We start from the raw sequence: 23714 nt of genomic DNA, 5'->3' as shown, positions 1-23714 counted from the left end.
CTCTCCATGGCATGGTTCGCTGGTTTCGTGGTTTACCGCCTCTTCAAGGGCCAGAAGTAATACCAGTCCAGAGCTAGTTGTCTGCGGAGGTAGTTACTGTGCCGATTGAAATTCCTACAGACCTCACTCCCGAGCTCGTCCCGCTGTCCTGGCTCATTGGTGAGTGGGAGGGCAGCGGACGGCTGGGGGCCGGCGAAGAGGATTCCGAGCATTTCTTCCAGCACGTATCCTTCACGCACAACGGCCTGCCGTACCTCCAGTACCGTGCCGAGAGCTGGCTTACCGACGACGACGGCACCAAGCTGCGGCCGCTGACGGTTGAGACCGGATTCTGGGCTCTGGAGCGGAAGCAGCGGGAGGAAGACGGCGGCCCGGGCCTGATTCCGGCCGACATCGTCCCCGTGCTGAAAAGCGCCGACGAAGTCGAAGCGCTGCGCAACAGCGACGGCGGTTTCGACATCTCCGTTTCCATTTCGCACCCCGGCGGGATCTCGGAGCTCTACTACGGCCAGATCAAAGGGCCCCAGATCCAGCTGAGCACCGACATGGTCATGCGCGGGAGCCACTCCAAGGAGTACACGGCGGCAACCCGGATATTCGGCCTGGTGGACGGAAAGCTGCTGTGGCGGTGGGACGTTGCCAAGGGAACGGGCTCTATGCCGGGCGGCGGACTGGAAGCCCACGCTTCGGCCATCCTGAGCAAAGCTTCCTGAGCAAGGCTTCCTAGTCAAAGCTTCCTAGGTTGGCGGGCCTGGCAGCCCGGCCGGCAGGCCTCACTGATATTTGTTGTCCGCAACGAGCGCAGGGAGCAGGACCGTGAACAGCCAGCAGCCGAACCAGGGGCAGAATGCCAGCTATGGCGATCTGAAAGCCGTATTCTTCAACGGGACCCTGAAGAAGTCTCCGGAAACCAGCAACACGGAAGGCCTGATTGAGGTCAGCCGGCTGATCATGGAGAAGCAGGGCGTCACCACCCGGGTGATCCGGACCGTGGACCACGACATCGCCAGCGGGGTGTACCCGGACATGCGCGAGCACGGCTGGGCAACCGACGAATGGCCTGAACTGTACCCGGCGGTGAAGGAAGCGGACATCGTGGTGGTGGCCGGTCCCATCTGGCTGGGCGACAATTCCTCCCAGACGAAGAAACTGATCGAACGGCTGTACGCGCATTCCGGGGAACTGAACGGCAAAGGCCAGTGGGCCTTCTACCCCAAGGTGGGCGGCTGCCTGATTACCGGCAACGAGGACGGCATCAAGCACTGTTCGATGAACGTCCTTTACAGCCTCCAGCACATCGGTTTCACCATTCCCCCGCAGGCCGACGCCGGCTGGATCGGCCCGGTGGGTCCCGGTCCGAGTTACCTCGACGAAGGCTCCGGAGGTCCGGAGAGCGACTTCACCAACCGCAACACCACGTTCATGACGTGGAACCTCCTGCACTTGGCCCGGATCCTGAAGGACGCCGGCGGGATCCCCGCGTACGGCAACCTGCCGGAGGAATGGAAAGCGGGCACGCGGTTCGACTTCGAGAACCCTGAGTACCGCTGAGACCGAACCAACAGCACCGCCGGCGGCCGGCCTTGCCGACGCCGGAATACCTGCCCAGCTAAGGATGTTCCCTTCATATGACTATCAAGAGCCCCCTGTTGTCGCGCCCGGGCGCCGTCGAGGCCGGCGGCGCTGACGCCGGAGTCGCGTCGCACTACGGTGAGCCGCTGCGTGAGCAGCGCGCACTGGCAGCCGGCACCGCCGTCGTCGACCTTTCCCACCGGGGCGTGGTGACCGTGACCGGTCCGGACCGCTTGAGCTGGCTCAACACCCTCTCCTCCCAGCAGGTCACCAACCTTGCACCGGGGGAGTCCAGCGAACTGCTGCTGCTCAGCGTCCAGGGCCGCATTGAGTTCGACGCGCGGGTGATTGACGACGGCGGGACCACCTGGCTGATTGTGGAGGCCGCCGAGGCGGCGCCGCTGGCGGAGTGGCTGAACCGGATGAAGTTCATGCTCCGCGTTGAAATCGCGGACGTCTCCGACGACTGGGCGGTCCTCGGATCCACGCGGCGGGTGGAGGAGTGGGCCGGCCTGAAAGTGTGGGAAGACCCCTGGCCGCACGTGGGCGCCGGCGGCTACGCCTACTCGGTTGTCGGGGAGGATGCCCACCCGGGCATGGAGCGGCCTTGGTTTGAATACCTGGTGCCGGCTGCCGGACTCGAAGCCACCGTGGGCGACCGGCCGCTGGCCGGCGTCTGGGCCTCGGAAGCGCTGCGCATCGCCGCCTGGCGCCCCCGTCTCGGAGCCGAGACCGACGACAAGACCATTCCGCATGAGCTGGACCTCCTGCGCACCGCGGTGCACCTGGCAAAAGGGTGCTACAAGGGCCAGGAGACGATCGCCCGCGTGCACAACCTGGGGCATCCGCCGCGCCGGCTCGTCTTCCTCCAGCTGGACGGCTCGCAGCACACCCTTCCCGCCGTGGGCAGCGAAGTACGCCTGGGGGAGCGCAAGGTAGGAACGGTGACCTCCGTGGTGCAGCACTACGAAATGGGTCCCGTGGCACTCGCAGTCATAAAGCGTTCAGTCTCTCCGGATGAAATACTGACGGTCGTAGACGGCGACGAACCATACACGGCCGCGCAGGAAGTCATTGTGGCTCCCGACGCCGGCCAGGTGGTGGGGCGCCAGACCGGATTCCTGAAGGGAACGCACCGATGACCGATAACGCAGCGAACAGCACCGCTGGACCCGACGACGAAACCCTGGCCCTGGCCCACGCACTCTTTGACGCGGCACGCCAAGGTGACGCCGCTCTGCTGGGCAGCTACCTCGAGGCAGGCGCCCCGGCCAACATGACCAATGCGGCCGGGGACTCCCTGCTGATGCTGGCGGCATACCACGGACACGCCCCGGCGGTGCGGCTGCTCCTGCAGCACGGCGCCGACGCCAACTCTGTCAACGACCGGGGCCAGACGCCGCTCGCCGGCGCGGCATTCAAGGGCTACACGGACGTCGCCGAGGCGCTCCTGGGGGCCGGGGCGGACCCGGATGCCGGAACGCCTTCAGCGCGCGCAGCGGCGGAAATGTTCGCCCGGACCGACATCCAGGCACTGATGGGCTGACACCCCCGGCACCTGTGCGGGGGAGCCCGCGGATCCCTGGATCCGCGGGCTTTCTTGCACCCTAATATTCCATGTGGAATAGTTGAAGCGGAATAATTCCGCACGTGGGGACACGGCTGCGGAGGAACCAGTCGTCAGGAAGCAGGGGTGCCCGAACAATGCCCCGGTCCGCCCCCTTAACGCCGCTCGGCATCTCCGCGCTCTCATTGCTGGTTGAAGAGCCGATGCATCCGTACGAGATGTACCAGCTCCTGATGGCCAGGCATGAAGACCGGCTCGTCAAGGTGCGCCCCGGAACGCTGTATCACGCCGTCGGCCGGCTCGAGGAGCGCGGCCTCGTGGAAACTGCCGGGACGGACCGGGAGGGCAACCGGCCGGAACGGACCACGTACCGGATCACGCCCGCCGGCCGGGAGGCCTTGACGGAACGGCTGCAGGACATGCTCGCGGAACCGGTCAACGAATATCCGTCATTCCCGCTGGCTGTGGCCGAGGCCTACAACCTGCCCGCCGCCGTCGTCCTGGACCTCCTGGACCGCCGCCTGCTGCTGCTGCAGGAGCAGTTGGAGTTCCTGACAAAAAGGTGAGGCTGCCGTCTTGGAGAAAGACGTGGCCCGCAAGTACTGGATTGACCTCCAGTACCAACAGACCATGCTGCAGTCCGAGATGGGCTGGATCCGCAGCCTGCAGGGCCAGCTCCGCTCCGGGGAACTCCCGTGGTAGCGGACCACACAACAATCACTCCCGAAGGATTCACATGGAAAACGTAGCTAGGCCGTGGCCGGCGCTTTGGTCCCTGGTGATCGGCTTCTTTATGATCCTGATCGACACCACCATCGTCTCGGTGGCGAATCCGCGGATCATGGAAGGCCTGAACGCGGACATCAATTCCGTCATCTGGGTGACCAGCGCGTACCTGCTGGCCTATGCCGTGCCGCTGCTGATCACCGGCAGGCTGGGCGACCGGTTCGGGCCTAAGAAGCTCTACCTCACGGGCCTGGTGGTCTTTACGCTCGCATCCCTGTGGTGCGGGCTGTCCGGGGACGTCCAGACCCTCATCCTGGCCCGCGTGGTCCAGGGATTTGGCGCCGCGATCATGACGCCCCAGACCATGGCTGTCATCACCCGGATCTTCCCGCCGGACAGGCGTGGCGCTGCAATGGGGATCTGGGGTGCCACAGCGGGTATCGCAACCCTCGTGGGGCCCATCCTGGGCGGCGTGCTGGTGGACGGCCTCGGCTGGGAATGGATCTTCTTCATCAACGTCCCCGTGGGAATCGTCGGCTTCATCCTGGCCCTGCGCTTTGTCCCCACACTGAGCACCCACCCGCACAAGTTCGACATCCCCGGCGTGCTGCTCAGCGCCGTCGGGCTCTTCCTGCTGGTGTTCGGCATCCAGGAAGGTGAGACCTACAACTGGGGCACCATCACAGGGCCCATCACCGTCTGGAGCCTGATCATCGCCGGCCTGGTGGTCCTGGCGGGCTTCGTGCTGTGGCAGCGGTTCAACAAGGGCGAGCCCCTTCTCCCGCTGTCGCTGTTCAAGGACCGCAACTTCTCCCTGGCCAACATCGGCATCACCACCGTCGGCTTCACAGTAACGGCCTTCAGCCTCCCGCTGATCTTCTACTATCAGGTGGTCCGCGGTCTGACCCCCACGCAGTCGGCGCTGATGATGGTCCCGATGGCGCTCATTTCCGGCGGCCTCGCCCCGGTGGTGGGAAAAATCATCGACCGCGTCAACCCGAAATACATCACCGCGGCCGGCCTGGTCTTGATGTCGGTGGCGCTCTTCTGGAACTCCTCCCTCATGCACCCCGACACGCCGATCTGGCTTTTCCTCCTGCCCAGTGCCGTGCTGGGGTTCGCGAACGCGGGCATCTGGGCCCCGCTGAGCTCCACAGCCACCCGCAACCTGCCGCCGCGCCAAGCCGGCGCCGGCTCGGGCGTCTACAACACCACGCGACAGATTGGCGCCGTCCTGGGCAGCGCCGCTATTGCCGTCCTCATCCAGTCGCGGCTCGCGGCGGAGCTTCCGGCGGCACCTGACGGTTCCGGCAAGGCCAGCCCCATGGCCTTCGGCGGCACACTGCCGGAGGCACTGCACGAGGGTTTCTCGACGGCGATGGGCCAGTCCATCATGCTGCCGGCGGCGGTGATCCTGCTCGGCGCAGCCGTGGCGCTGTTCTTCGCCAAACCCAAGCCGGTTAAGAACTGGGGTGCCGTCAGCGTGCCCGCATCGAACGACGCCGACGCCGAAGCAGCGCAGACCAAGTCCGCCTAAGAGGTGCGCAGGGCTGATTCCGGTCAGCCCAGCAGCACGCTGGTGTGGATGCCGCCGGTTGAGAATCCGAGGCTGCGCGCGATTGCGAGTGAGCCCTTGTTGCTGACGTCCGAGCGCCACTGCAGGGTGAGCCCCGCCGCGAGTGCCTCATGGGCGGCGATGGACGCAGCCAGGGAGCCCAGTCCCCGCCGCCGCCAGTCGGGATCCACCAGGACGCCCATCTGGGCGAGGATGCCTTCCCACTCGCCGTAGGCGCCACAGGCCACCGGGACTTTGCGGCCGTCGTCGTCGCGCAGGATGGTGAACCGGTGCTCCAGATCGGACAATCCCACCTCGTTGACATCGTCCGGCGGGCACATGCCTTCCAGCTCAATGGCCTCGGGGTTCCCGTGCGAGACGGTCAGCTCGTCGGCCGGCTGCCGCAGGGGGAGGTCGTCGGCGAAGAACAGTGCGGCGGCCCCTTGGCCGTGGCCGCCGTGCTTCCGGGTAATGGTCAGGAGTGTCACGTGCTGGGCGAGTTCCTCGTCCGGGATTCCCTCGGCCGCGTCGATCGCCCACTGGGGTCCCACGAGGGCAGAGGTGCCGAACAAACGCACAAAGTCCACTGAATTCCGGGCCTCCTCCGCCCGCGTGATCCGTGCACCGGCGGCTGGCAAGCCCTCCCCTGAAGCGGTCGCATCGGCGTCGAGCTTCCGGGCCGCGGCAAAAGCTCCGTCATCGAGTCCCAGATGGCGGGCCCATGCGAGCTGGATGATGTCTGCGGAACCGGGGTCGAGAGTCATGCCTCAACCCTACCCAGCGGAGTGAAGCGCGAACGGACGCTTGAGGCCCCACAAGCGGGCCTCAAGTGTCCGTTCGCGCTGCTGCGGCTGGTCGGCCTAGCCGAAGAGGACGGCGGCCTCGTCGTAGCGGTCCTGCGGAACGCGCTTGAGGTTGCCCAGGGCGGCATCGAAGCCAACGTGGACGATGTCGGTCCCGTGGAGCGACACCATGGTGCCCCAGCGCTGGTCTACCACCGAGTCGATGGCGGCCATGCCCAGGCGTGTGGCCAGGACACGGTCGAACGCGGAGGGGACGCCGCCGCGCTGGATGTGGCCAAGAACCGTTGCCCGGGTCTCAATGCCGGTGCGCGCCTCGAGCTCCGGAGCCAGCATTTCGGCGATGCCGCCCAGCCGCGGGCGTCCGAAAGTATCCAGCCCGCGCTCTGAGTGCGGCGTTTCCTGGCCTTCCGGGACGAAGCCCTCGGCTACAACCACCAAGGGTGCGCGGCCGCGGGCGTGGGCTTCCTGCACCCACTCGGTGATCTGGTCCATGGAGGCCTTCTGCTCCGGAATGAGGATTGCGTGGGCGCCTGAGGCCATGCCCGCATGCAGCGCGATCCAGCCCACGTGGCGGCCCATGACTTCGGCGATCATGCAGCGGTGGTGGGACTCGCCGGTGGTGCGGAGGCGGTCGATGGCCTCGGTGGCGATCTGGACGGCGGTGTCGAAGCCGAAGGTGTAGTCCGTGGCGTCAAGGTCGTTGTCCACGGTCTTGGGAACACCGACGATCTTCAGGCCGGCGTCGGTCAGCCGCTTGGCTGCGGCCAGTGTTCCTTCGCCGCCAATGGCGATGATCGCGTCGATGCCGAGCCGGTCCATGTGGCCCTTGATGACCTCGGGGCCACCGCCGTTTTCGAACGGGTTGGTCCGGGAAGTGCCGAGGATGGTACCGCCCTGCTTCGCGATGCCGCGGACCATGGTCCGGGGGATGTCGATGACGTCGCCTTCGACGACGCCGCGCCAGCCGTCGAGGAAACCTACGAATTCGTGGCCGTGGATGGCGATCCCTTTGAGGACGGCACCGCGGATGACGGCGTTCAGTCCGGGGCAGTCGCCACCGCTGGTGAGAATTCCAATTTTCATGTCTCGGCTCAAATCCTGGTGAGGGGGTGTACAGGCAGAGCGCCACGCTGAGCTCACCTAGATTCTAGTGGGGAGTGTGGGTTACGACACAAACCGGTTACAAAGGGCCGGTCATCCATGGCGAACGAAAGGGCCCCCGCTCCGGAGAGCGGGGGCCCTTGGACCCGTGGTCAGGATCCGTTGATCGAGCGTTTGTCCAGGAAGGATTGCAGGATGATGGCGTTCCGCTGGTCCGGGAGGATGAGCCATGCTGCCAGATAAAACACGAAGGCCGGGCCGGGCAGGAGGCTGAGGAGCAGGAACGCGATCCGCACGAAGGCAACATCCACGTTGAGCTTTGCGGCGATGCCTCCGCACACACCGCCCAGCCACCGTTGCGGTCCGCGCTTCAGGCCGAGGCCCCTGACGATGCTGAAGAACTTATCCATGGCTCAAGACTTCCCTGTTGTGGTTTCTTTGTCACGTCTGCGGGCTGAGAGGAGGCCGCCAACCACCAGTGCGGCGCCGGCACCGATCATCAGGCCGATGAGCACGTAGGTGCCGTTCAGCACCACGATGCCAAGCTGGCCGATGATGATCAACGCCGCCAGCGCCAGGACGATGAGGCCCCAGACCACTGTGCCCACCCGGGCCGGTGACTGGCCGCCGTGCCGTGCGCCTGCGCTTCGGGAGGGTTCCGTCGCTGAGGCATGTGGCTGTTCTTTGGCCTGTCCTTGGGCCTGCGGTGCGGTGTCCGGGGCAGGTTCGTAGCTGCTCACGTCAGTTTCCTTCCTGGATGGTGATGTTGCTCATGGTGCCGTCGATCTCGAGGATGAGCGCGGCGCCCGGCTTGTCCGTGTTGTAGTTGCTCTGCTTGGAGGTCATGCCCCCGTGATTCTGTGAGCCTTCGTTGAGGTTGCCCAGGGTCATGTCCGCGCGGATTTCCACGGGTACGGTGTTCGGAATGATGACGGTCAGGTTGCTGGCAGTGACATCCAGGGGAATGACGACGTCGGTGCCCAGCGGCGGGGTGATGTTCAGCCTTGTCAGGTCAGCGGTTCCGCTGCCGCCGGTGATGTCGAAGCCCTGCCGCGCTTGTTCGATGCTGGCCGGGTTCCAGTCCGCGTTCTGGAAGCGGAAGCGGTCTCCGTTGGGCACCACGTTGAAGATCCCGCCGATGATGAGGGCCACAACGGCAAAGAATCCAAGGATTCCGGAGGTCCGGCCCCTGAGTCCCGCGACGAGGATGCCGAGGCCCAGGACGGCCGCGCCGCTGGCCCACACCACCGCGTTGGTGGCGTCACCGAGGTTGGTGACGTTGAGGGCTTCGAGGGCTTTGATGCCGCCGCCCACCAGGAGGGCAAGGCCGGCCGTTACCGCGACGGCGGGGGCGCCCGGGCCAAGGTTAGGCGCCTTCGGCGCGGGAGCGGACGGCCCGCCGTAGCTGCCGCCGTATGGCGGGGTGGGGCCGTAACCGCCCGAGCCGGGAACGCCGCCGTCGTACGGGCCGCTGGCGGAAGGGCTGCCTGAGTGGGTGCCGCCCGTGTACGGGCCGGTGGCGTATGGGCCGCCCGCAAAGGCGCCGGGTTCGTAGGGTGCGCCGGGGGCAGGGGACGAGGTGCCGGCCGGCGACGTGGCTGCGAAGGCGGTTCGGCCGGTGGTTGCGTCGCCTTCCGTGCTGGTGTTCATCAGGGGCGCTCCATGGGTGGCCTTATCGCGCTGGGAGAGGTAATAGATGAGATAGATGGCTCCGGCTATCCAGAAGACGGTCCAGAAGAAGCCGCCGAATCCGTTGCGCTCCCAGCCCCAGAATCCGCTGCCCAGGCTGGGAAAGCCGATCACTGTGGTGATGAGGGCTCCGGTCATGCCCGTGGACCAGCGTCCGGCGCCGGCTTCCTGTACGTGGATGCGGCCGTCGGGCTCCGGCAGCAGTGCCCAGGCGATGCCATAGAGCAGCACTCCGATGCCGGCGAAGATGGACAGGACAATGAAGACGCCCCGGACGATCAGCGGATCGACCCCCAGCCGGTGGGCGATGCCGCTGGCCACACCGCCTATCCAGCGGTCCCGTCCACGCTGAATGCCGTGGCTCCGGACCCAGCTGAAGAAGTTCTGGGGCTGCGACTGCGGGTAAGCGTAGGGGGCATCCGCCGGCCGGGCATCCGGGAAGTGGGCATTCGGGTAAAGCGGCGGCGGGCCGCCAGGAAAGGTGTCCTGCGCAGGGCCCGGGCCATCCTGGACCGGGCCGGCGTTGTCACCTTCCTGGACTGATCCGGCGTCGGATGTGTCATCCGCTGAAGCGGCGGAGCCGGAATCGGGACGGCCGGACGGCAGCGGATCTTCCTCGGGGTATGCATTGTGCGAGTTCATACTTCGATCCTGCCGTCCCTGTCGCCGCCGCTCTATTGGGGAACACCCTGAGCGACCCCTGACTGACCCCCGGTTCCGGCTGAAACCAGACGTGTGGAACCCTGATCCGTGTTTGGATTGACACATGACAACGGCCATTACCCGCCCTCCGCTGGTCCGCAGCAGCGACCGCGTCATCGCGGGCGTCTGTGCGGGCCTGGCCGCCCATTTGGGCTGGCCCGTGCGGATGGTCAGGATCGGTATGGTGGTGGCCGCGCTCGCCGGGGGAGCAGGGCTGGCATTTTATGCGTGGCTTTGGATCATGGTCCCGACTGCCGACGAGAATGCGAAGCGGAACGCGCGGCGCCCGGCGTCGCCTATTGCCCCGGCCGTCAGCGCGCCCGGGCTGCCGCTGCCGCCGGATTGTGGTTCCGGCCCGGTGCCTGCCGCTGCCGCCTTCCCGGCAGCGGGCCCACTCCCCGGTGCGCCGCTTCATGGCATGGCGCCCGGGACCGGCCCGGGGGCTGCTGGCGGGCTGACCGGGGGGACGAATGGCGCGGAGGCCGCCACCGCCCCGTGGTTCCGCGTCAGGGGCATGCCGTACGGCAAGGAAGTCCTCCTGGGCGCAGGCCTGCTGCTGGCTGGCGGGATCCTGATCGCGCGCATGGTGGGTGTCGACGTCCCGCTGGGGACGCTGATCCCGGTTGCGGCGATCCTTGGCGGGGCCGCCATCGCCTGGATACAGCTGGACGAAACCCGCAGGGCCGGACTCCTCGACAAGACCAAGGCAGACCAGGCCGGCGGCTGGGCCAGGCTCGCCGCCGGACTCGCCCTGGTGGTGGCAGGCGTACTGGTGATGGTGTCGGGCTCCGGTTCCTGGGAGCAGACCTGGCTGGCGCTCCTGGCCTCCGTGGCGGTCCTTGGCGGCGTGGCCCTGGTGCTGCTTCCGTGGGGCTTGAAATTCTGGCGGGACCTTGAAGCGGAACGCGCGGGCCGGGTCCGTGCAACGGAACGGGCGGAGATTGCCGCCCACCTGCACGATTCCGTCCTGCAGACTCTCGCGCTGATTCAGCGCCGGTCAGGCAACGAGAACGACGTCCTGCGGCTGGCCCGCGCGCAGGAACGGGAGTTGCGGGGCTGGCTGTACCGTGACCCCGGCAAGGAGGCAGGGCAGCTCTCGGACCGCATCAGGGCAGCTGCCGCGGAGGTGGAGGATTCCCTGGGCAATGCCGTGGACGTGGTCAGTGTGGGAGACACCGCCATGACCGCAAGGCATGAAGCGCTGGTGCAGGCCAGCCGCGAGGCCATGGTGAATGCGTCCCGCCATGGCGGCGGGACGGTATCGGTCTATCTTGAGGTAGCCGACGGCGGCGCGGAAGTTTACGTCAAGGACCGCGGGCCCGGCTTTGACCCCGCGTCGGTTCCGGAGGACCGTATGGGGGTCCGGGAATCGATTGTCGGGCGGATGAACCGGCACGGCGGTACCGCCGTCATCAGCAGCAGCCCGGACGGCACGGAAGTGCGGCTCAAGCTGCCGTCCGACGCCGCGGACAACGGAGAGGGAAAGTCGTGAACAACGTCGAAGCAGGGAGTGCGGAAGCCGGTGGCGCCCCGGCGGTCCGCGTGGTCATTGTGGACGACCACGCCATTTTCCGGTCGGGGCTCAAAGCGGACCTGGATGCCCGGGTCACCGTGGTGGGCGAGGCGGGAACGGTTGAACAGGCCATGGCCGTGATCGCGCAGACCAGTCCGGAGGTGGTGCTGCTGGACGTGCACCTGCCGGGCGGGCTGGGCGGCGGCGGCCGCGAGGTCATTGCCGGTTCTGCCGCCCTGCTGGGCAGCACCCGGTTCCTCGCGCTGAGTGTCTCGGACGCGGCCGAGGACGTCGTGTCCGTCATCCGCGCCGGCGCCCGCGGATATGTGACCAAGAGCATCTCGGGTGCGGAAATCACCGATGCCGTGCTGCGCGTGGCCGGCGGCGATGCTGTCTTTTCGCCGCGGCTGGCCGGGTTCGTCCTGGACGCGTTCGGGACGGCTCCGGCGAATATTGCCGACGACGAACTGGACCGCCTTTCGGCCCGTGAGCTGGAGGTCATGCGGCTCATCGCCAGGGGCTACAGCTACAAGGAAGTGGCCAAGGAGCTCTTCATCTCGATCAAGACCGTGGAAACCCACGTCTCCGCCGTGCTGCGGAAACTTCAGCTGTCCAGCCGCCACGAACTGACCAAGTGGGCGGCCGAACGCAGGCTCCTCTAGCGCGCCACAGACGCTCCCTCACTTCCTGTCGCCCAAACGCAGGCGCTCTCTCACTTTCCTGACAAAAGTGAGAGAGCGCCTGCGCTTTTCCTGCGAAAAGTGAGAGAGCGTGCCTACTTGGCTTTGCCGAGGAAACCCTGGAGCCGGGCCACGCCGGTGGCGAGATCGTCGTCGCCAAGGGCGTAGGAGAGGCGCAGGTAGCCCGAGGGGCCGAAAGCCTCGCCCGGAACGACTGCAACCTCTACCTCATCCAGGATGAGCGCAGCGAGTTCGGCGGATGTCTGCGGGCGGACGGTACCGTTCGCCGTCTCGAATTCCTTGCCCAGCAGGCCGCGGACGTCCGCGTAGACGTAAAAGGCGCCCTTCGGCGTCGGGCATTCCACACCGTCGATGGCGTTCAGGCCCGCGACAATTGCCTTCCGGCGGCGGTCGAAGGCCACCTTCATTTCGTCCACCGCAGTGAGCGGGCCGGAGACGGCGGCGAGGGCAGCAATCTGCATGATGTTGGAGACGTTGGACGTGGCGTGGGACTGCAGGTTGGTGGCGGCCTTAATGACGTCCGCCGGACCGATCATCCAGCCCACCCGCCAGCCGGTCATGGCGTAGGTCTTGGCGACGCCGTTGAGGATAACCACCTTGTCGCCGAGTTCGGGAACCGCCGTGGCAATGGAGGTGAAGGGGACGCCGTCGTAGGTCAGGTGTTCGTAAATTTCGTCGGTCACAACCCACAGCCCCTTGGAAGCCGCCCAGAGACCGATCTCGCGGACCTGCTCCGGCGAGTACACGGAACCGGTGGGGTTGGACGGCGACACGAACAGCAGGATCTTGGTGCGCTCGGTCAGGGCCGCTTCCAGCTGCTGCACAGTGACGAGGTAGTCCTGTTCCGGGCCGGCGAAGACCTCAACCGGAACGCCGCCGGCCAGCCGGATGGCTTCCGGGTAGGTGGTCCAGAACGGGGTGGGAACAATGATTTCGTCGCCCGGATCGACCAGCGTGGCGAACGTGTTGTAGACGGCCTGCTTGCCGCCGTTGGTAACCAGGACCTGTGACGCCTCGGCTTTGTAGCCGGAATCCCGCAGCGTCTTGTCCGCAATGGCCTGCTTGAGCTCCGGCAGCCCGCCGGCAGGGGAGTAGCGGTGGTACTTCGGCTGGCTGGCGGCCTCAATGGCAGCCTGAACGATGTAGCCGGGGGTCGGGAAGTCGGGTTCCCCGGCGCCGAAGCCGATAACCGGCCGTCCGGCTGCCTTGAGTGCCTTGGCCTTGGCATCAACGGCCAGGGTGGCGGATTCGGCGATAGCGGAAATGCGTTGGGAAACGCGGGCGGCAGGCATGGCGGGGTCCATTCTTCGCTTGCAGCTCGATGGCTGGATGTGGGATTCGACGAGATCTACTCTATGCTGTTCAGCGGATCGTTCAGCGTGACGGCCAGGAATGTGACCGTGTCCCGGTCGGCAGGCCTTGGCAGTCCGAAGAAGGTCCGAAATGAGGCTGGTTCGACGTAAGCGCAGTTGTTGCGTAGACTAGTTCTCCGGTGTTGAAAACACGATGATGGCCTGCGCCCCGTGAAGTCCGCGGGAAGTGTGGTCTGATTGGTTTTCGATCCATAGGGTAGTGGCGCAATTGGTAGCGCAGCGGTCTCCAAAACCGCAGGTTGCAGGTTCGAGTCCTGTCTGCCCTGCGCAAGCGGTTCCGGCGGTTAGCCGGAGCCAGCGCAGCAACCATGGTTCAGTTCAGAGCCGGGTAATCCGACATTTGCGAGGATGAGTGAGGACCAGGTGACCGAAACGGCTGCAAGCAGCTCCAAGGGCCGCCCCGCCAAGAACGCCGCCAAGTCCGGCTTCTTCGCTCGCATCGCACTCTTCATCCGCCAGGTCATCGGCGAACTGAAGAAGGTCGTAGCACCCACCCGCAAGGAACTGATCAACTACACGCTCGTGGTGCTGGTGTTCGTGATCATCATGATGCTCATTGTTACCGTCCTGGACTTGGCTTTCGGGACCGGAGTGAGCTGGGTCTTCGGCGGCACAGGCCCCACGGACCGCTAAGGCGATCCGTCCGCAGACTGCGTGGAATGCTCCCGATAATCCGGAAGCATTCACGGGGTGTGCGGAATTGAGCCATTTAAATAGGCATGTTAGGCAATGAGGAAGCAGGAGACCAAGTGTCTGAGCAGGAGCTCGAGGTAACTGAGACTGAGCTGGATGGGTCCACGGACAGCGCAACAGACGCCGCGGCGGTAGCCGGGGAAGAGTCCGAGGTTGAGTCTGCTGCGCCCGATTCCATCGACGATTCCTCTGAAACCGACGCTGACGACGCTGAAGCTGACGCCGAAGCCGGCGCTGGCTCCGACGACGACGAGGCTGACGCCCTGGCCGCTGCGGCCGCCAAGGCCGAGGTTGACCCGGCCGAGGAGTTCAAGGCCAAGCTGCGCCGCCAGGAAGGCGACTGGTACGTCATCCACTCCTACGCAGGTTACGAAAACCGTGTGAAGGCCAACCTTGAAACCCGCATCCAGACCCTGGACATGGAAGATTACATCTTCGAAATCCAGGTTCCCATGGAAGAAGTCGTGGAGATCAAGAACGCCCAGCGCAAGGTCATCAACCGCGTCCGCATCCCCGGCTACGTGCTGGTCCGCATGGACCTGACGGATGCCTCCTGGGGTGCCGTTCGGCACACTCCGGGTGTCACTGGCTTCGTGGGCAACGCCCACAACCCGGTACCGCTGCGCCTGGACGAGGTCTTCTCCATGCTCGCCCCCGTCTTCGAAGAAGAGCAGGCCGAGAAGGGCAAGCCCGTCAAGCACGCTGCGGCCCCCGTGGACGTCGACTTCGAAGTTGGCGAGTCCGTCATCGTCAAGGAAGGTCCGTTCGAGACCCTCCCCGCCACGATCTCCGAGATCAAGGTCGATTCCCAGACCCTCGTGGTGCTGGTCTCCATCTTCGAACGCGAGACCCCGGTCACCCTGGCATTCAACCAGGTCACCAAGATCTAGCAATACCCACAGAATTCGCTCCGGGGCTGCCCGCTTAGCAGCCACGAAGCGGCCGGCCGCCTCGCCATGGCGGCCACCAACCTGAGGCACGCTCCTGTGTCCCAGGACGTAATTGAGAGAAGGACCCTACATTGGCTCCCAAGAAGAAGGTCACCGGCCTCATCAAGCTGCAGATCCAGGCAGGTGCCGCCAACCCGGCCCCGCCGATCGGTCCTGCGCTTGGCCAGCACGGTGTCAACATCATGGAATTCTGCAAGGCGTACAACGCTGCGACGGAAGCCCAGCGCGGCAACGTTATTCCTGTTGAAATCACGGTCTACGAAGACCGCTCGTTCACGTTCATCACCAAGACCCCGCCGGCTGCAGAGCTCATCAAGAAGGCTGCAGGCGTCGCCAAGGGTTCAGCTACCCCGCACACCGTCAAGGTTGCCAAGCTGACCCAGGCCCAGGTCAACGAGATCGCCTCCACCAAGATGGAAGACCTCAACGCCACCAGCCTCGAAGGCGCAGCGAAGATCATCGCCGGCACCGCCCGCTCCATGGGTATCACTGTCGAATAGTCGAGGAATGAACGGACGGTGAGGGCTGAGGTACGAAGCACTCGCCGGAAGTGAGTCCCGCAGACTTTCGACAAGAAGATACTGCCGAGGGTTAATTCCCCTCTCGCCGGGAGACCGGCACCACTGAATCATTGAAATGTTGGAGATCCAGCCCGATCATCCAACTGTGGCAGGGCCCAGCGCGGTCCGCAGACCACAACTGCACAAGGAGAATAAGCAGCATGGCAAAGCGCAGCAAAGCATATGAGGCAGCCGCCGCCAAGATCGACGCGGAGAAGTTCTACGCGCCGTTCGAGGCAGTGACGCTGGCCAAGGACACCAACCCGTCCAAGTTCGACGCCACCGTTGAGGTCGCTTTCCGCCTGGGTGTAGACCCGCGTAAGGCTGACCAGATGGTCCGCGGCACCGTTAACCTGCCGCACGGCACCGGTAAGGTTGCCCGCGTCCTCGTCTTCGCAACGGGCGACAAGGCAGAAGCAGCAATCGCTGCCGGCGCCGACTTCGTTGGTTCCGACGACCTGATCGAAAAGATCGCAGCCGGCTGGACCGACTTCGATGCCGCCGTCGCCACCCCTGACCTCATGGGCAAGGTTGGCCGCCTCGGTAAGGTCCTGGGCCCGCGTAACCTGATGCCGAACCCGAAGACCGGCACCGTGACCCCCGACGTCACCAAGGCTGTCAACGACATCAAGGGTGGCAAGATCGACTTCCGCGTCGACAAGCACTCCAACCTGCACTTCATCATCGGCAAGGTTTCGTTCGACGCCATCAAGCTGGCCGAGAACTACGCAGCAGCACTGGAAGAGGTCCTTCGCCTGAAGCCGTCCGCTTCCAAGGGCCGCTACATCCAGAAGGCCACCGTGGCTACCACCTTCGGCCCGGGCATCTCTGTTGACCCCAACGTCACCAAGGTCCTGACCGAGGTCTAATCCTCATTAGTTCGGCATGAAAGACCGTCCCGCAGTTGCGGGGCGGTCTTTCTGCGTCCGCGCCCTTTTATTTGCCGGCCCGCGGGGTACGACGGCGAATGGCAGAAGAAGCTATGACCGGAGTCGGCCATTACATGGAACGCCAGCGAAATCCGGCATATGCTGGCGATTAATATTTCGCTTGGATTCAAGCCCGCCGGCTTTGAAGGTGAGTGGCAGAAACGACTGGAATGACGCCCTCTATGGTTAAAGACGTACGGATCGAACAGCTCTGGATTCCCGATTCCCTCGACGGTCCCGACAGCGCCGATTTCCTGGCCGCCGTCGAAGTCGGCCGGAAGGTGCGGATGCAAACGTGGGGGAGTGACGATCTCGCGTACACGCCGCTGGAAAAACTCCTCGAACTTGCCGATCCCTACGAACGCCAGGTCATCCTGGTGGCAAGGGTGGACGGCGAAATTGTGGGGACGGTGGATATCGCCCTGCCGTTGGCCGATAACCTCGACCTCGCGGAGTTCACGCTGGACATCCTGCCGGAATTCCAGCGCCAAGGGGTGGGGCGCCAGCTACTGGAAGCGGCAGAGCAGTTTGCACGCGCCGAAGGCCGGACCCTGATCCTGATCGATACCAACCATCCCGGCGTTTCATTGAGCAGCTCCATGGACGACCAGCTGGTCCCCGGCTCCGGGCTGGGTTTTGTTCCGATGGGAAGCCGGGAAGTGGAGTTCGCCCGGAAGACGGGCTACACCCTGCAGCACATCGAGCAGTTCAGCTCCTGCCTGCTCCCTTTGGACACCAAGCTGGTCGCTGAGCTGTCGGACGAGGCGGAGCAGGCCAATGCGGGCCGCTACCGCCTGCATCACTGGACGGACAGGTGCCCCGACATCTGGCTCGACGCCGTAGCAGCCCTGGAAAACCAGGCCGGTGAGGACACCGAACCGACCGCAAGGACCGAAGAGCAGATGGTGTTCGACGGCGCCATGATCAGGAAGGCGGAAGAGGCCACCATCGCGCAGGGACGGCGGACGGTGGTCACCGCCGTCGAACATATCGCCACCGGCATGCTGGTAGGGCTGACCACCATCAGCGTCCTGTCCCAGCGGCAGGACGTAGTGTTCCAGGATGACACGGTGGTGATGCAGGAACACCGGGGCAACAAGCTGGGCCTCCTGATCAAGGTGGCCAACATGGTCCGCCTGACCGAGCAGTTCCCCGACGCCAGGGTCATCTACACCTGGAATGCTCCGGAAAACAGATACCTGCTCAAGGTCAACCAGCAGCTGGGGTTCACCACCGCGGGAGTCACGGGGATCTGGCAGAAGGACCTGCCTGACCTGGGCCCGAGCAGCAGCTGAACGGCCCCGATTTGGAGTCCGGGCGGCCTTGCCCGTAAGCTTGAACTACCAAAGACCGTCGGTTGTTGGAAATCCACTCTCCTGGGCATTGCTCAATTCTGCAGTTGTGTGCGGGAGAGCCAGTGGATTTCCGGACGAAGGACCCTGAACATAGGGCGGCCAGCGCAGGTGAACGAAGTAAAGCTCCGCAGTCATGGACTGTGTCGAGCCAAGCCCCGTGCATCTGCCCGGGGCGTTTTTAGTTTTAGCTCACCTGAGCGGGGACCCGGAACACCGGCACTATCCCCGGAAGGAGGGTTATGGCAACGCCTACCAAGGTTTCAGCAGTAGCTGAGATCACTAACGATTTCAAGGAATCGAACGCCGCTGTCCTGACCGAATACCGTGGGCTCACCGTTGCACAGCTCAAGCAGCTGCGTGTTTCTCTCGGCCAGGACACCAAGTTCGCGGTCGTCAAGAACACCCTGACCGCAATTGCAGCCAAGGAAGCTGGTGTCGAAGCATTCGACGGCCAGCTCGCCGGCCCCACTGCAATCGCGTTCATCAAGGGTGACGCAGTTGCAGCTGCCAAGAGCCTGACGGATTTTGCCAAGACCAACAAGCAGCTGGTTATCAAGACCGGTTACTTCGAGGGCAAGGCACTGAACGCCAGCGAAGTTGCTGCCCTGGCAGCACTCGAGTCCCGCGAGCTGCAGCTCGCCAAGGTTGCAGGCATCCTCAAGGCTCCTGCTGCCGCTGCTGCACGCATCATCGACGCCCTGCGCCTCAAGCTTGAAGAAGAGAACGGTGCACCGGCAGCTGCCGAAGCGCCCGCCGCTGAAGAAGCCCCGGCCGCAGAAGCAGCAGAGACCGAAGCTCCGGCCGAAGCCGCAGCCACCGAAGAGAACTAACTCTCTTTCAGACCAGACTCCGGTGTGAAGGCAACGGCCCAGGCCGCCAAGCACCACCTATAGGAAGGACGCCACACCATGGCGAAGCTCACCAACGAAGAGCTCATTGAAGCTTTCAAGGAACTGACCATCATCGAGCTCTCCGAGTTCGTCAAGCTCTTCGAAGAGACCTTCGAAGTTACTGCAGCTGCTGTTGCTGTTGCCGGCCCCGCTGCCGGTGCTGCTGAAGAAGCTGAAGAGAAGACCGACTTCGACGTCGTCCTCGAAGCTGCTGGCGACAAGAAGATCGCAGTGATCAAGGAAGTTCGCGCCATCACTTCCCTGGGCCTCAAGGAAGCCAAGGACCTGGTTGACAGCGCTCCGAAGGCTGTCCTCGAAGGTGCAACCAAGGAAGCTGCCGAAAAGGCAAAGGAGCAGCTCGAGGCTGCCGGCGCCACCGTTACCCTCAAGTAACGTTTCGAGCTTCGGAAGGCTTCAGCTTTCCTTTTGGCTCCGGGAAACCCCGTCCACTCCGGTGGGCGGGGTTTCCTGCATTCCGGACCCGCACCAAATAACAGGTGACGTTCCGGAAAAGATTGTGGACTCTCCTTTTCATGCTCTTCCTGCAGCCCTAGACTTTGGCTTTGTGCCTACCGGCCCCAACGTCAAGGAGCTCATACGATGACCGATCCGATCTCTTCGCCCTCCCGCCGCGCCATGCTCACCGCCGCCCTCGTCGGGGGGACCGCCGCCGCCGCCACGCTGGCCGGAGCCTCCGCCGCGCAGGCCGGCCCGGCGCTGCAGTCCGGAGGCAGGAAAGAGTTCACCCTCACGGTGCTCGGCACTACCGACCTGCACAACAACGTCTTCAACTGGGACTACTTCAAGGACACCGCCTACGCGGACGCGGCCGGCAACAAGATCGGCATCGCCCAGGCGTCCACCCTGATCAAGGCCATGCGGGAGGAACGGGGCGCCGACAGTACCATCACCATCGACGCCGGCGACACCATCCAGGGCACGCCGCTGGCTTACTACTTCGCCAAGATCCGCCCCATCTCCGAGTCGGTCAAACATCCCATGGCCCTGGCCATGAACGCCGTGGGCTACGACGCGGTGGGGCTAGGCAACCACGAATTCAACTACGGCATACCGCTCCTTCGCACCTGGGAAAAGCAGCTGGACTTCCCGCTTCTCGGCGCCAACGTCCACAACGCCGTGACGGGTGAGCGGGCCTTCACGCCGTATGTCCTCAAGCGTGTGAAGACGGACAACGGCTGGCTGACAGTGGGCCTGGTCGGCTTCGTGACTCCCGGTTGCGCCCTGTGGGACCGCGACAACGTCCAGGGAAAATTGGACTTCAACGGAATCGTCGAGGAAGCCAGGACTGTCATCCCGCAAATGAAGGCCGCCGGAGCCGACGTCGTAATCGTCTCCAGCCATTCGGGCGCGACGCCGGGGTCCTCCTACGGGGATGCGCTCCCGTACCCGGAAAACGCCTCCTCCTTGCTGGCCGCGGAAGTTCCGGGGATCGACGCCATCCTGGTGGGCCACGCCCACGTGGAGATCCCGGAACGTTTTGTCGAGAACACCGCCACCGGGAAGCAGGTCCTGCTGACCGAGCCATTGAAGTGGGGCATGCGGGTCGCGGTCATGGACCTGCACCTCACCAAGGAGAAGGGGCAGTGGAGCGTCACTTCGGCGTCTTCCCACCTGCTGGACGCCAAGACCGCTAAGCCGGATCCCGCCGTCGTCCGCGCCGTCCAGGCCGGGCACGACGCCACGGTGTCCTACGTGAACGAGGTAATAGGGACTTCCACGGCCCCGCTCAGCACTGCCACCGCCTGCTGGGAGGATTCGGCGGCTATCGACGCCATCAATTATGTCCAGGCGAGCACCATCAAGGCCGAACTGGCCAAAGGTCCTGCCGCGGGGCTGCCGGTGCTGTCCATTGCCGCGGCGTTCTCCCGGGCCGTTGATGTCAAAGCCGGGCCGCTGACCATCCGGGATGTCGCGGGGCTGTACATTTTCGACAACACGCTGCTGTCCATCAAGGTCACGGGCGCGCAAGTGAAGGCCTACCTCGAATGGTCGGCGCAGTACTTCAAGCCGGTCGGTTCTGCTACCGCCCGCGCGGCCGACGTGACCAACGCCGTCACTGCGATGGCTCCGAACGGCACCCCGGACTACAACTACGACGTCGTCTACGGCCTTGACGCGCCGCTGACCTATGACATCGACCTGGCCCGTCCTGTGGGCGAGCGCATCGTCGGACTCAGCTACGGGGGAGAGGCGCTGCCCGCGGACCAGGAATTTGCGATGGCCATCAACAACTACCGCCAGAGCGGCGGCGGCAACTTCCCGGCGGTCAAAACCGCTCCGGTGCTGTCCAACAGCCAGCAGGAGATCCGGCAGCGGATCATTGACCACGTGGTGGACAACGGAACCCTTGATGCGGCCCTGTTCAGCCGGAATGACTGGCGGCTGGTGGTCAACGGCCAGCCCCTGTCGGTCACACCCTAGGCGGATCCATCCCGGCGTTCCCTACCGCGTTCCTTTCCGGGCGCCGCCGGGAACGCCGGGCTGGCGGCGCCGGGAACTAGACGGCGTCGCTGATGTCCGCGACCACGGCGTCCAGCGCGGTGGTCAGGGCATCGGCATCGACGAACGCACTGTAGCCGTGCTGCCCGGCCCCCATGGAAATCCGCCGGCCGGTGATGGCCGCGTCCGCGTAGACCGGCCACGGAGTGGTGCTGCCCAGGGGAGTGATGGTTCCGCGCTCGTAGCCGGTGGCCTCCAGTGCGACGTCGGCAGGCGGCAGCGAGAGCCTGTTGACACCCAGCAGGCTGCGGAGTTTCGGCCAGGAGATCTGGCGGTCACCCGGCACCAGGGCGAACAGGAAGCTGCCGTCCTTGTGCTTGACCACGAGGGACTTCACGATGTCCGACGGCTGGATGCCCAGGATCCGGGCGGCCTCTTCGAGGCTGTTCGCAGCGAGCCGCTCCACGAGTTGGACTTCCAGCCCGCGGGCGGCAGCATCGGCAAGGAACCGCTCCCTGCCGGTGCCGCCGCCGCCGCTGGCCCCGTCGCTTGCGTTGTCAGTAGCGCCAGCGGTGTCAGCCACTGCCGTCAGTCCCGGTAGAGGAGGAGGGCTTCGCCCTGGCCGCCACCGCCGCACAGGGAAACAGCCGCTTTACCGGTGCCGCGGCGTTTCAGTTCGTGAGCGGCATGTCCGGCCAGCCGGGCGCCCGACGCTCCGATCGGGTGCCCCAGGGCGATGGCCCCGCCATGGATGTTGCACTTGTCCAGCGGGTACTTGAGGTCCTTCAGCGACTGGACGGCAACCGAACCGAAGGCCTCGTTGATCTCGATAAAGTCGAGGTCCCCGGTGGTCCAGCCGGCACGGTCAAGGGCGTTCTTGATCGCATTCGAGGGCTGCGAGTGCAGCGAATTGTCCGGGCCTGCCACCTGGCCCGGTTTGCCCACCACTGCGAGGTAGTCCAGGCCGTTGTCTTCCGCGAATTTCCGGGTGGTCAGCACCAGGGCGGCGGCGCCGTCGGACAGGGGAGAGGAGTTTCCGGCGGTGATGGTGCCGTCGCTGACAAATGCGGCCCGAAGCCCGGCCAGCGATTCGACCGTCGTGTTCGGGCGGACACCCTCGTCGGTGTCCACCACTACGGGGTCTCCCTTGCGCTGCTTGACGCTGATCGGGGCGATCTCGTCGTCGAAAAGGCCGTTCTTCGCAGCCAGGGCGGCTCGCTGGTGCGACTGCGCGGCCACGTTGTCCTGCGATGCCCGGTCGATTCCGAGGACCAGGTTCTTGCTTTCCGTGGACAGCCCCATGGACTGTCCGTCGAAGGCGTCCGTCAGTCCGTCGTGCGCAGCCACATCGAGCGCCTGGATGGTCCCGTACGTCCAGCCCTGCCGGGATCCCGGCAGGATGTGCGGTGCCCGGCTCATGGATTCCTGCCCGCCGGCGACGACGACGGCGGCATCACCGCTGCGGATCATGCGCGCGGCGTCAATCACTGCGGTGAGTCCGGAAAGGCACACCTTGTTGATGGTGACGGTGGGGACGTTCCAGCCGATGCCGGCTCCGATGGCGCTCTGCCGCGCCGGGTTCTGGCCGGCTCCTGCCTGCAACACCTGTCCCATGATGACCGCATCCACCTTGTCAGCCCCGATGCCGCTCGCGGCCAGGGCGGCCTTGATGGCGTGCGCCCCGAGTTCCACCGCCGTGAAGCTGGCCAACTGGCCATTGAGGCGGCCCTGCGGCGTGCGGGCCGCAGCGAGGATGACAACATCATTGTTGTCTGCGGAGTTGCTCATGGTTTTCTCTTCCGATCTGTGACGATGTAGGCCAAGGCTATCGTGAGCCGAATCACCTATCCATTCAAACGCATCCGGGGCAGGGTCCATTCCGCGGCCGGGATGGGTAGGCCTGCCCATCCGGCGAATGTGCGACGCCGGACCCGGCTGAGTAGGGTGGATGGCGGATACGCCCGTTCAGGGAAGACGTTGTGGGGAAACAGGAGCTTAGATGAAGAAGATACTTGCAGTCGCGGCCATCGCAGGCCTGGCCGGACTCACGGCCTGCAGCGTTTCCACTCCCGCGCCGGACAGCACCACGTCGACGGCGGCCCCCGCCACGTCGTCTTCCGCACCGTCCCGCGCGACGCCGTCGGCCTCTGGGTCCGTGCCCGCTTCCGGAACGTCCGGCGTGAAGGAAGCATGCGAGAAGTTCAACTCCCTCTTCGCGGAGTACAGGACGGCCGAACCTACGTCCGACGCCTATGAAGCGATTTACTCCAAGGCGTGGAAAGCCAAGGACGACTACACGGGAAACCTCCGGGGGCTGTTTTCGTCGCTGAGCGCCCTCACCATCAGCCACTCGGCCGTTGTCGAGAAGGACGGTCAGCCGGACCAAGCCGCAAAGGACGCTGTGCGTGACGCGGTGTTCGCCAATGCGAACGAGTGCTCCGCTGCGGGTGTCACGCTGACGCTGTAGCAGTCAACTAGGTGCCCCCGGCAACAGTGCTTGCAATAACCGGGGAAGTGGGGTAGACACGTGCGCCGTTTTGCCGTATCGTAGATATTTGCGTCTTCCCTGTTTACC

At 65.0% G+C, this 23714-nt stretch carries 26 protein-coding genes, 1 tRNA gene and 1 pseudogene; 20 read left to right on the top strand and 8 right to left on the bottom strand.

Going from position 1 to position 23714, the window contains the following annotated elements:
• Nucleotides 1–98: 98 nt before the first annotated feature.
• The 7 genes from TV39_RS15580 to TV39_RS15555 all read left to right on the top strand — a co-directional run bounded on the left by TV39_RS15580 (nt 99) and on the right by TV39_RS15555 (nt 5402).
• Nucleotides 99–713, top strand: a complete 615-nt coding sequence (locus TV39_RS15580) for an FABP family protein (protein ID WP_043483099.1) — start codon at nt 99–101, stop codon at nt 711–713.
• 103 nt (nt 714–816) lie between these two features.
• A complete protein-coding gene (locus TV39_RS15575; RefSeq protein ID WP_043483096.1) occupies nt 817–1551 on the top strand; it encodes a flavodoxin family protein in 735 nt (244 codons plus the stop codon).
• A gap of 77 nt (nt 1552–1628) precedes the next feature.
• Complete coding sequence (gene ygfZ / locus TV39_RS15570; RefSeq protein WP_043483093.1) at nt 1629–2714, top strand: CAF17-like 4Fe-4S cluster assembly/insertion protein YgfZ; 1086 nt, start codon at nt 1629–1631, stop codon at nt 2712–2714.
• Nucleotides 2711–3118, top strand: coding sequence for an ankyrin repeat domain-containing protein (locus TV39_RS15565; RefSeq protein WP_043483091.1), 408 nt, complete (start codon nt 2711–2713; stop codon nt 3116–3118). Before ygfZ ends, TV39_RS15565 begins: the two co-directional genes overlap by 4 nt.
• A gap of 158 nt (nt 3119–3276) precedes the next feature.
• Nucleotides 3277–3705, top strand: a complete 429-nt coding sequence (locus TV39_RS15560; protein ID WP_235347412.1) for a PadR family transcriptional regulator — start codon at nt 3277–3279, stop codon at nt 3703–3705.
• A gap of 10 nt (nt 3706–3715) precedes the next feature.
• The gene (locus TV39_RS22745) at nt 3716–3841 is read left to right on the top strand and encodes a hypothetical protein (RefSeq protein WP_268747789.1); all 126 of its coding nucleotides are present in this window, start codon (nt 3716–3718) and stop codon (nt 3839–3841) included.
• Nucleotides 3842–3875: 34 nt separating this feature from the next.
• On the top strand, nt 3876–5402 hold the full coding sequence (locus TV39_RS15555; protein ID WP_043483089.1) for a DHA2 family efflux MFS transporter permease subunit: 1527 nt from the start codon (nt 3876–3878) through the stop codon (nt 5400–5402).
• Nucleotides 5403–5425: 23 nt separating this feature from the next.
• On the opposite strand, the gene TV39_RS15550 is transcribed toward TV39_RS15555, so the two are convergent.
• The 5 genes from TV39_RS15550 to TV39_RS15530 all read right to left on the bottom strand — a co-directional run bounded on the left by TV39_RS15550 (nt 5426) and on the right by TV39_RS15530 (nt 9655).
• Nucleotides 5426–6184, bottom strand: a complete 759-nt coding sequence (locus tag TV39_RS15550; protein ID WP_043483087.1) for a GNAT family N-acetyltransferase — start codon at nt 6182–6184, stop codon at nt 5426–5428.
• Nucleotides 6185–6280: 96 nt separating this feature from the next.
• On the bottom strand, nt 6281–7306 hold the full coding sequence (locus tag TV39_RS15545) for a 6-phosphofructokinase (RefSeq protein WP_043483085.1): 1026 nt from the start codon (nt 7304–7306) through the stop codon (nt 6281–6283).
• A 170-nt stretch (nt 7307–7476) separates the two neighbouring features.
• Entirely contained in the window at nt 7477–7734 is a 258-nt protein-coding gene (locus TV39_RS15540) for a PspC domain-containing protein (RefSeq protein WP_011692833.1), read from the bottom strand.
• Between the two features lie 3 nt (nt 7735–7737).
• The gene (locus TV39_RS22605; RefSeq protein WP_043483079.1) at nt 7738–8064 is read right to left on the bottom strand and encodes a hypothetical protein; all 327 of its coding nucleotides are present in this window, start codon (nt 8062–8064) and stop codon (nt 7738–7740) included.
• Between the two features lies 1 nt (nt 8065).
• Nucleotides 8066–9655 (bottom strand): PspC domain-containing protein, encoded by a 1590-nt coding sequence (locus TV39_RS15530; protein WP_043483067.1) that lies wholly within the window; start codon nt 9653–9655, stop codon nt 8066–8068.
• Nucleotides 9656–9779: 124 nt separating this feature from the next.
• Here TV39_RS15530 and TV39_RS15525 point away from each other — a divergent pair, with 124 nt between their 5' ends.
• Complete coding sequence (locus TV39_RS15525; RefSeq protein ID WP_043483064.1) at nt 9780–11207, top strand: ATP-binding protein; 1428 nt, start codon at nt 9780–9782, stop codon at nt 11205–11207.
• Nucleotides 11204–11890 (top strand): LuxR C-terminal-related transcriptional regulator, encoded by a 687-nt coding sequence (locus TV39_RS15520; protein ID WP_235347411.1) that lies wholly within the window; start codon nt 11204–11206, stop codon nt 11888–11890. Before TV39_RS15525 ends, TV39_RS15520 begins: the two co-directional genes overlap by 4 nt.
• Before the next feature lie 113 nt (nt 11891–12003).
• Here the strand turns inward: TV39_RS15520 and TV39_RS15515 are convergent, their stop codons facing one another.
• Nucleotides 12004–13221 (bottom strand): pyridoxal phosphate-dependent aminotransferase, encoded by a 1218-nt coding sequence (locus tag TV39_RS15515; RefSeq protein ID WP_043483062.1) that lies wholly within the window; start codon nt 13219–13221, stop codon nt 12004–12006.
• 274 nt (nt 13222–13495) lie between these two features.
• Here TV39_RS15515 and TV39_RS15510 point away from each other — a divergent pair.
• The 10 genes and pseudogenes from TV39_RS15510 to TV39_RS15470 all read left to right on the top strand — a co-directional run bounded on the left by TV39_RS15510 (nt 13496) and on the right by TV39_RS15470 (nt 21121).
• A tRNA-Trp gene (locus TV39_RS15510) sits at nt 13496–13568 on the top strand.
• Nucleotides 13569–13650: 82 nt separating this feature from the next.
• Nucleotides 13651–13935, top strand: coding sequence for a preprotein translocase subunit SecE (secE, locus tag TV39_RS15505; RefSeq protein WP_043430893.1), 285 nt, complete (start codon nt 13651–13653; stop codon nt 13933–13935).
• A 116-nt stretch (nt 13936–14051) separates the two neighbouring features.
• Complete coding sequence (gene nusG / locus TV39_RS15500) at nt 14052–14885, top strand: transcription termination/antitermination protein NusG (protein WP_043483059.1); 834 nt, start codon at nt 14052–14054, stop codon at nt 14883–14885.
• Between the two features lie 131 nt (nt 14886–15016).
• Nucleotides 15017–15445: a 50S ribosomal protein L11 gene (gene rplK, locus TV39_RS15495; protein WP_043483056.1), complete on the top strand. Its 429-nt coding sequence runs from the start codon at nt 15017–15019 to the stop codon at nt 15443–15445.
• 221 nt (nt 15446–15666) lie between these two features.
• Nucleotides 15667–16374, top strand: coding sequence for a 50S ribosomal protein L1 (gene rplA / locus TV39_RS15490; protein ID WP_011692825.1), 708 nt, complete (start codon nt 15667–15669; stop codon nt 16372–16374).
• 123 nt (nt 16375–16497) lie between these two features.
• Nucleotides 16498–16608, top strand: a pseudogene (locus TV39_RS22600) (GNAT family N-acetyltransferase); the annotation flags it as partial.
• An 8-nt stretch (nt 16609–16616) separates the two neighbouring features.
• A complete protein-coding gene (locus TV39_RS15485; protein WP_043483054.1) occupies nt 16617–17729 on the top strand; it encodes a GNAT family N-acetyltransferase in 1113 nt (370 codons plus the stop codon).
• 299 nt (nt 17730–18028) lie between these two features.
• Nucleotides 18029–18619, top strand: coding sequence for a 50S ribosomal protein L10 (gene rplJ, locus TV39_RS15480; RefSeq protein ID WP_011692822.1), 591 nt, complete (start codon nt 18029–18031; stop codon nt 18617–18619).
• Nucleotides 18620–18697: 78 nt separating this feature from the next.
• Nucleotides 18698–19072: a 50S ribosomal protein L7/L12 gene (gene rplL / locus TV39_RS15475; protein ID WP_043483052.1), complete on the top strand. Its 375-nt coding sequence runs from the start codon at nt 18698–18700 to the stop codon at nt 19070–19072.
• A gap of 207 nt (nt 19073–19279) precedes the next feature.
• Complete coding sequence (locus TV39_RS15470; protein ID WP_043483049.1) at nt 19280–21121, top strand: bifunctional metallophosphatase/5'-nucleotidase; 1842 nt, start codon at nt 19280–19282, stop codon at nt 21119–21121.
• A gap of 76 nt (nt 21122–21197) precedes the next feature.
• Here the strand turns inward: TV39_RS15470 and TV39_RS15465 are convergent, their stop codons facing one another.
• Entirely contained in the window at nt 21198–21722 is a 525-nt protein-coding gene (locus TV39_RS15465; protein ID WP_043483045.1) for an aminoacyl-tRNA deacylase, read from the bottom strand.
• Between the two features lie 5 nt (nt 21723–21727).
• Nucleotides 21728–22927: an acetyl-CoA C-acetyltransferase gene (locus TV39_RS15460; RefSeq protein WP_043483042.1), complete on the bottom strand. Its 1200-nt coding sequence runs from the start codon at nt 22925–22927 to the stop codon at nt 21728–21730.
• 211 nt (nt 22928–23138) lie between these two features.
• Between TV39_RS15460 and TV39_RS15455 the strand changes: the two genes are divergently transcribed.
• On the top strand, nt 23139–23606 hold the full coding sequence (locus TV39_RS15455) for a hypothetical protein (RefSeq protein WP_043483040.1): 468 nt from the start codon (nt 23139–23141) through the stop codon (nt 23604–23606).
• The last annotated feature ends 108 nt before the right edge of the window (nt 23607–23714 follow it).

Origin of the sequence: Arthrobacter sp. SPG23, assembly GCF_000876655.1 — a bacterium.
Lineage (GTDB): Bacteria > Actinomycetota > Actinomycetes > Actinomycetales > Micrococcaceae > Arthrobacter.
This window is presented reverse-complemented; position numbering and strand designations above follow the sequence as displayed.

What these genes read in the sequence shown, in the direction of transcription:
- ygfZ (WP_043483093.1), top strand. Translation starts at nt 1,629, where the DNA reads ATGACTATCAAGAGCCCCCTGTTGTCGCGCCCGGGCGCCGTCGAGGCC.
- TV39_RS15565 (WP_043483091.1), top strand. Translation starts at nt 2,711, where the DNA reads ATGACCGATAACGCAGCGAACAGCACCGCTGGACCCGACGACGAAACC.
- TV39_RS15560 (WP_235347412.1), top strand. Translation starts at nt 3,277, where the DNA reads ATGCCCCGGTCCGCCCCCTTAACGCCGCTCGGCATCTCCGCGCTCTCA.
- TV39_RS15555 (WP_043483089.1), top strand. Translation starts at nt 3,876, where the DNA reads ATGGAAAACGTAGCTAGGCCGTGGCCGGCGCTTTGGTCCCTGGTGATC.
- TV39_RS15550 (WP_043483087.1), bottom strand. Translation starts at nt 6,184, where the DNA reads ATGACTCTCGACCCCGGTTCCGCAGACATCATCCAGCTCGCATGGGCC.
- TV39_RS15545 (WP_043483085.1), bottom strand. Translation starts at nt 7,306, where the DNA reads ATGAAAATTGGAATTCTCACCAGCGGTGGCGACTGCCCCGGACTGAAC.
- TV39_RS15540 (WP_011692833.1), bottom strand. Translation starts at nt 7,734, where the DNA reads ATGGATAAGTTCTTCAGCATCGTCAGGGGCCTCGGCCTGAAGCGCGGA.
- TV39_RS15530 (WP_043483067.1), bottom strand. Translation starts at nt 9,655, where the DNA reads ATGAACTCGCACAATGCATACCCCGAGGAAGATCCGCTGCCGTCCGGC.
- TV39_RS15525 (WP_043483064.1), top strand. Translation starts at nt 9,780, where the DNA reads ATGACAACGGCCATTACCCGCCCTCCGCTGGTCCGCAGCAGCGACCGC.
- TV39_RS15515 (WP_043483062.1), bottom strand. Translation starts at nt 13,221, where the DNA reads ATGCCTGCCGCCCGCGTTTCCCAACGCATTTCCGCTATCGCCGAATCC.
- secE (WP_043430893.1), top strand. Translation starts at nt 13,651, where the DNA reads ATGAGTGAGGACCAGGTGACCGAAACGGCTGCAAGCAGCTCCAAGGGC.
- rplA (WP_011692825.1), top strand. Translation starts at nt 15,667, where the DNA reads ATGGCAAAGCGCAGCAAAGCATATGAGGCAGCCGCCGCCAAGATCGAC.
- TV39_RS15485 (WP_043483054.1), top strand. Translation starts at nt 16,617, where the DNA reads ATGGTTAAAGACGTACGGATCGAACAGCTCTGGATTCCCGATTCCCTC.
- rplJ (WP_011692822.1), top strand. Translation starts at nt 18,029, where the DNA reads ATGGCAACGCCTACCAAGGTTTCAGCAGTAGCTGAGATCACTAACGAT.
- rplL (WP_043483052.1), top strand. Translation starts at nt 18,698, where the DNA reads ATGGCGAAGCTCACCAACGAAGAGCTCATTGAAGCTTTCAAGGAACTG.
- TV39_RS15470 (WP_043483049.1), top strand. Translation starts at nt 19,280, where the DNA reads ATGACCGATCCGATCTCTTCGCCCTCCCGCCGCGCCATGCTCACCGCC.
- TV39_RS15460 (WP_043483042.1), bottom strand. Translation starts at nt 22,927, where the DNA reads ATGAGCAACTCCGCAGACAACAATGATGTTGTCATCCTCGCTGCGGCC.
- TV39_RS15455 (WP_043483040.1), top strand. Translation starts at nt 23,139, where the DNA reads ATGAAGAAGATACTTGCAGTCGCGGCCATCGCAGGCCTGGCCGGACTC.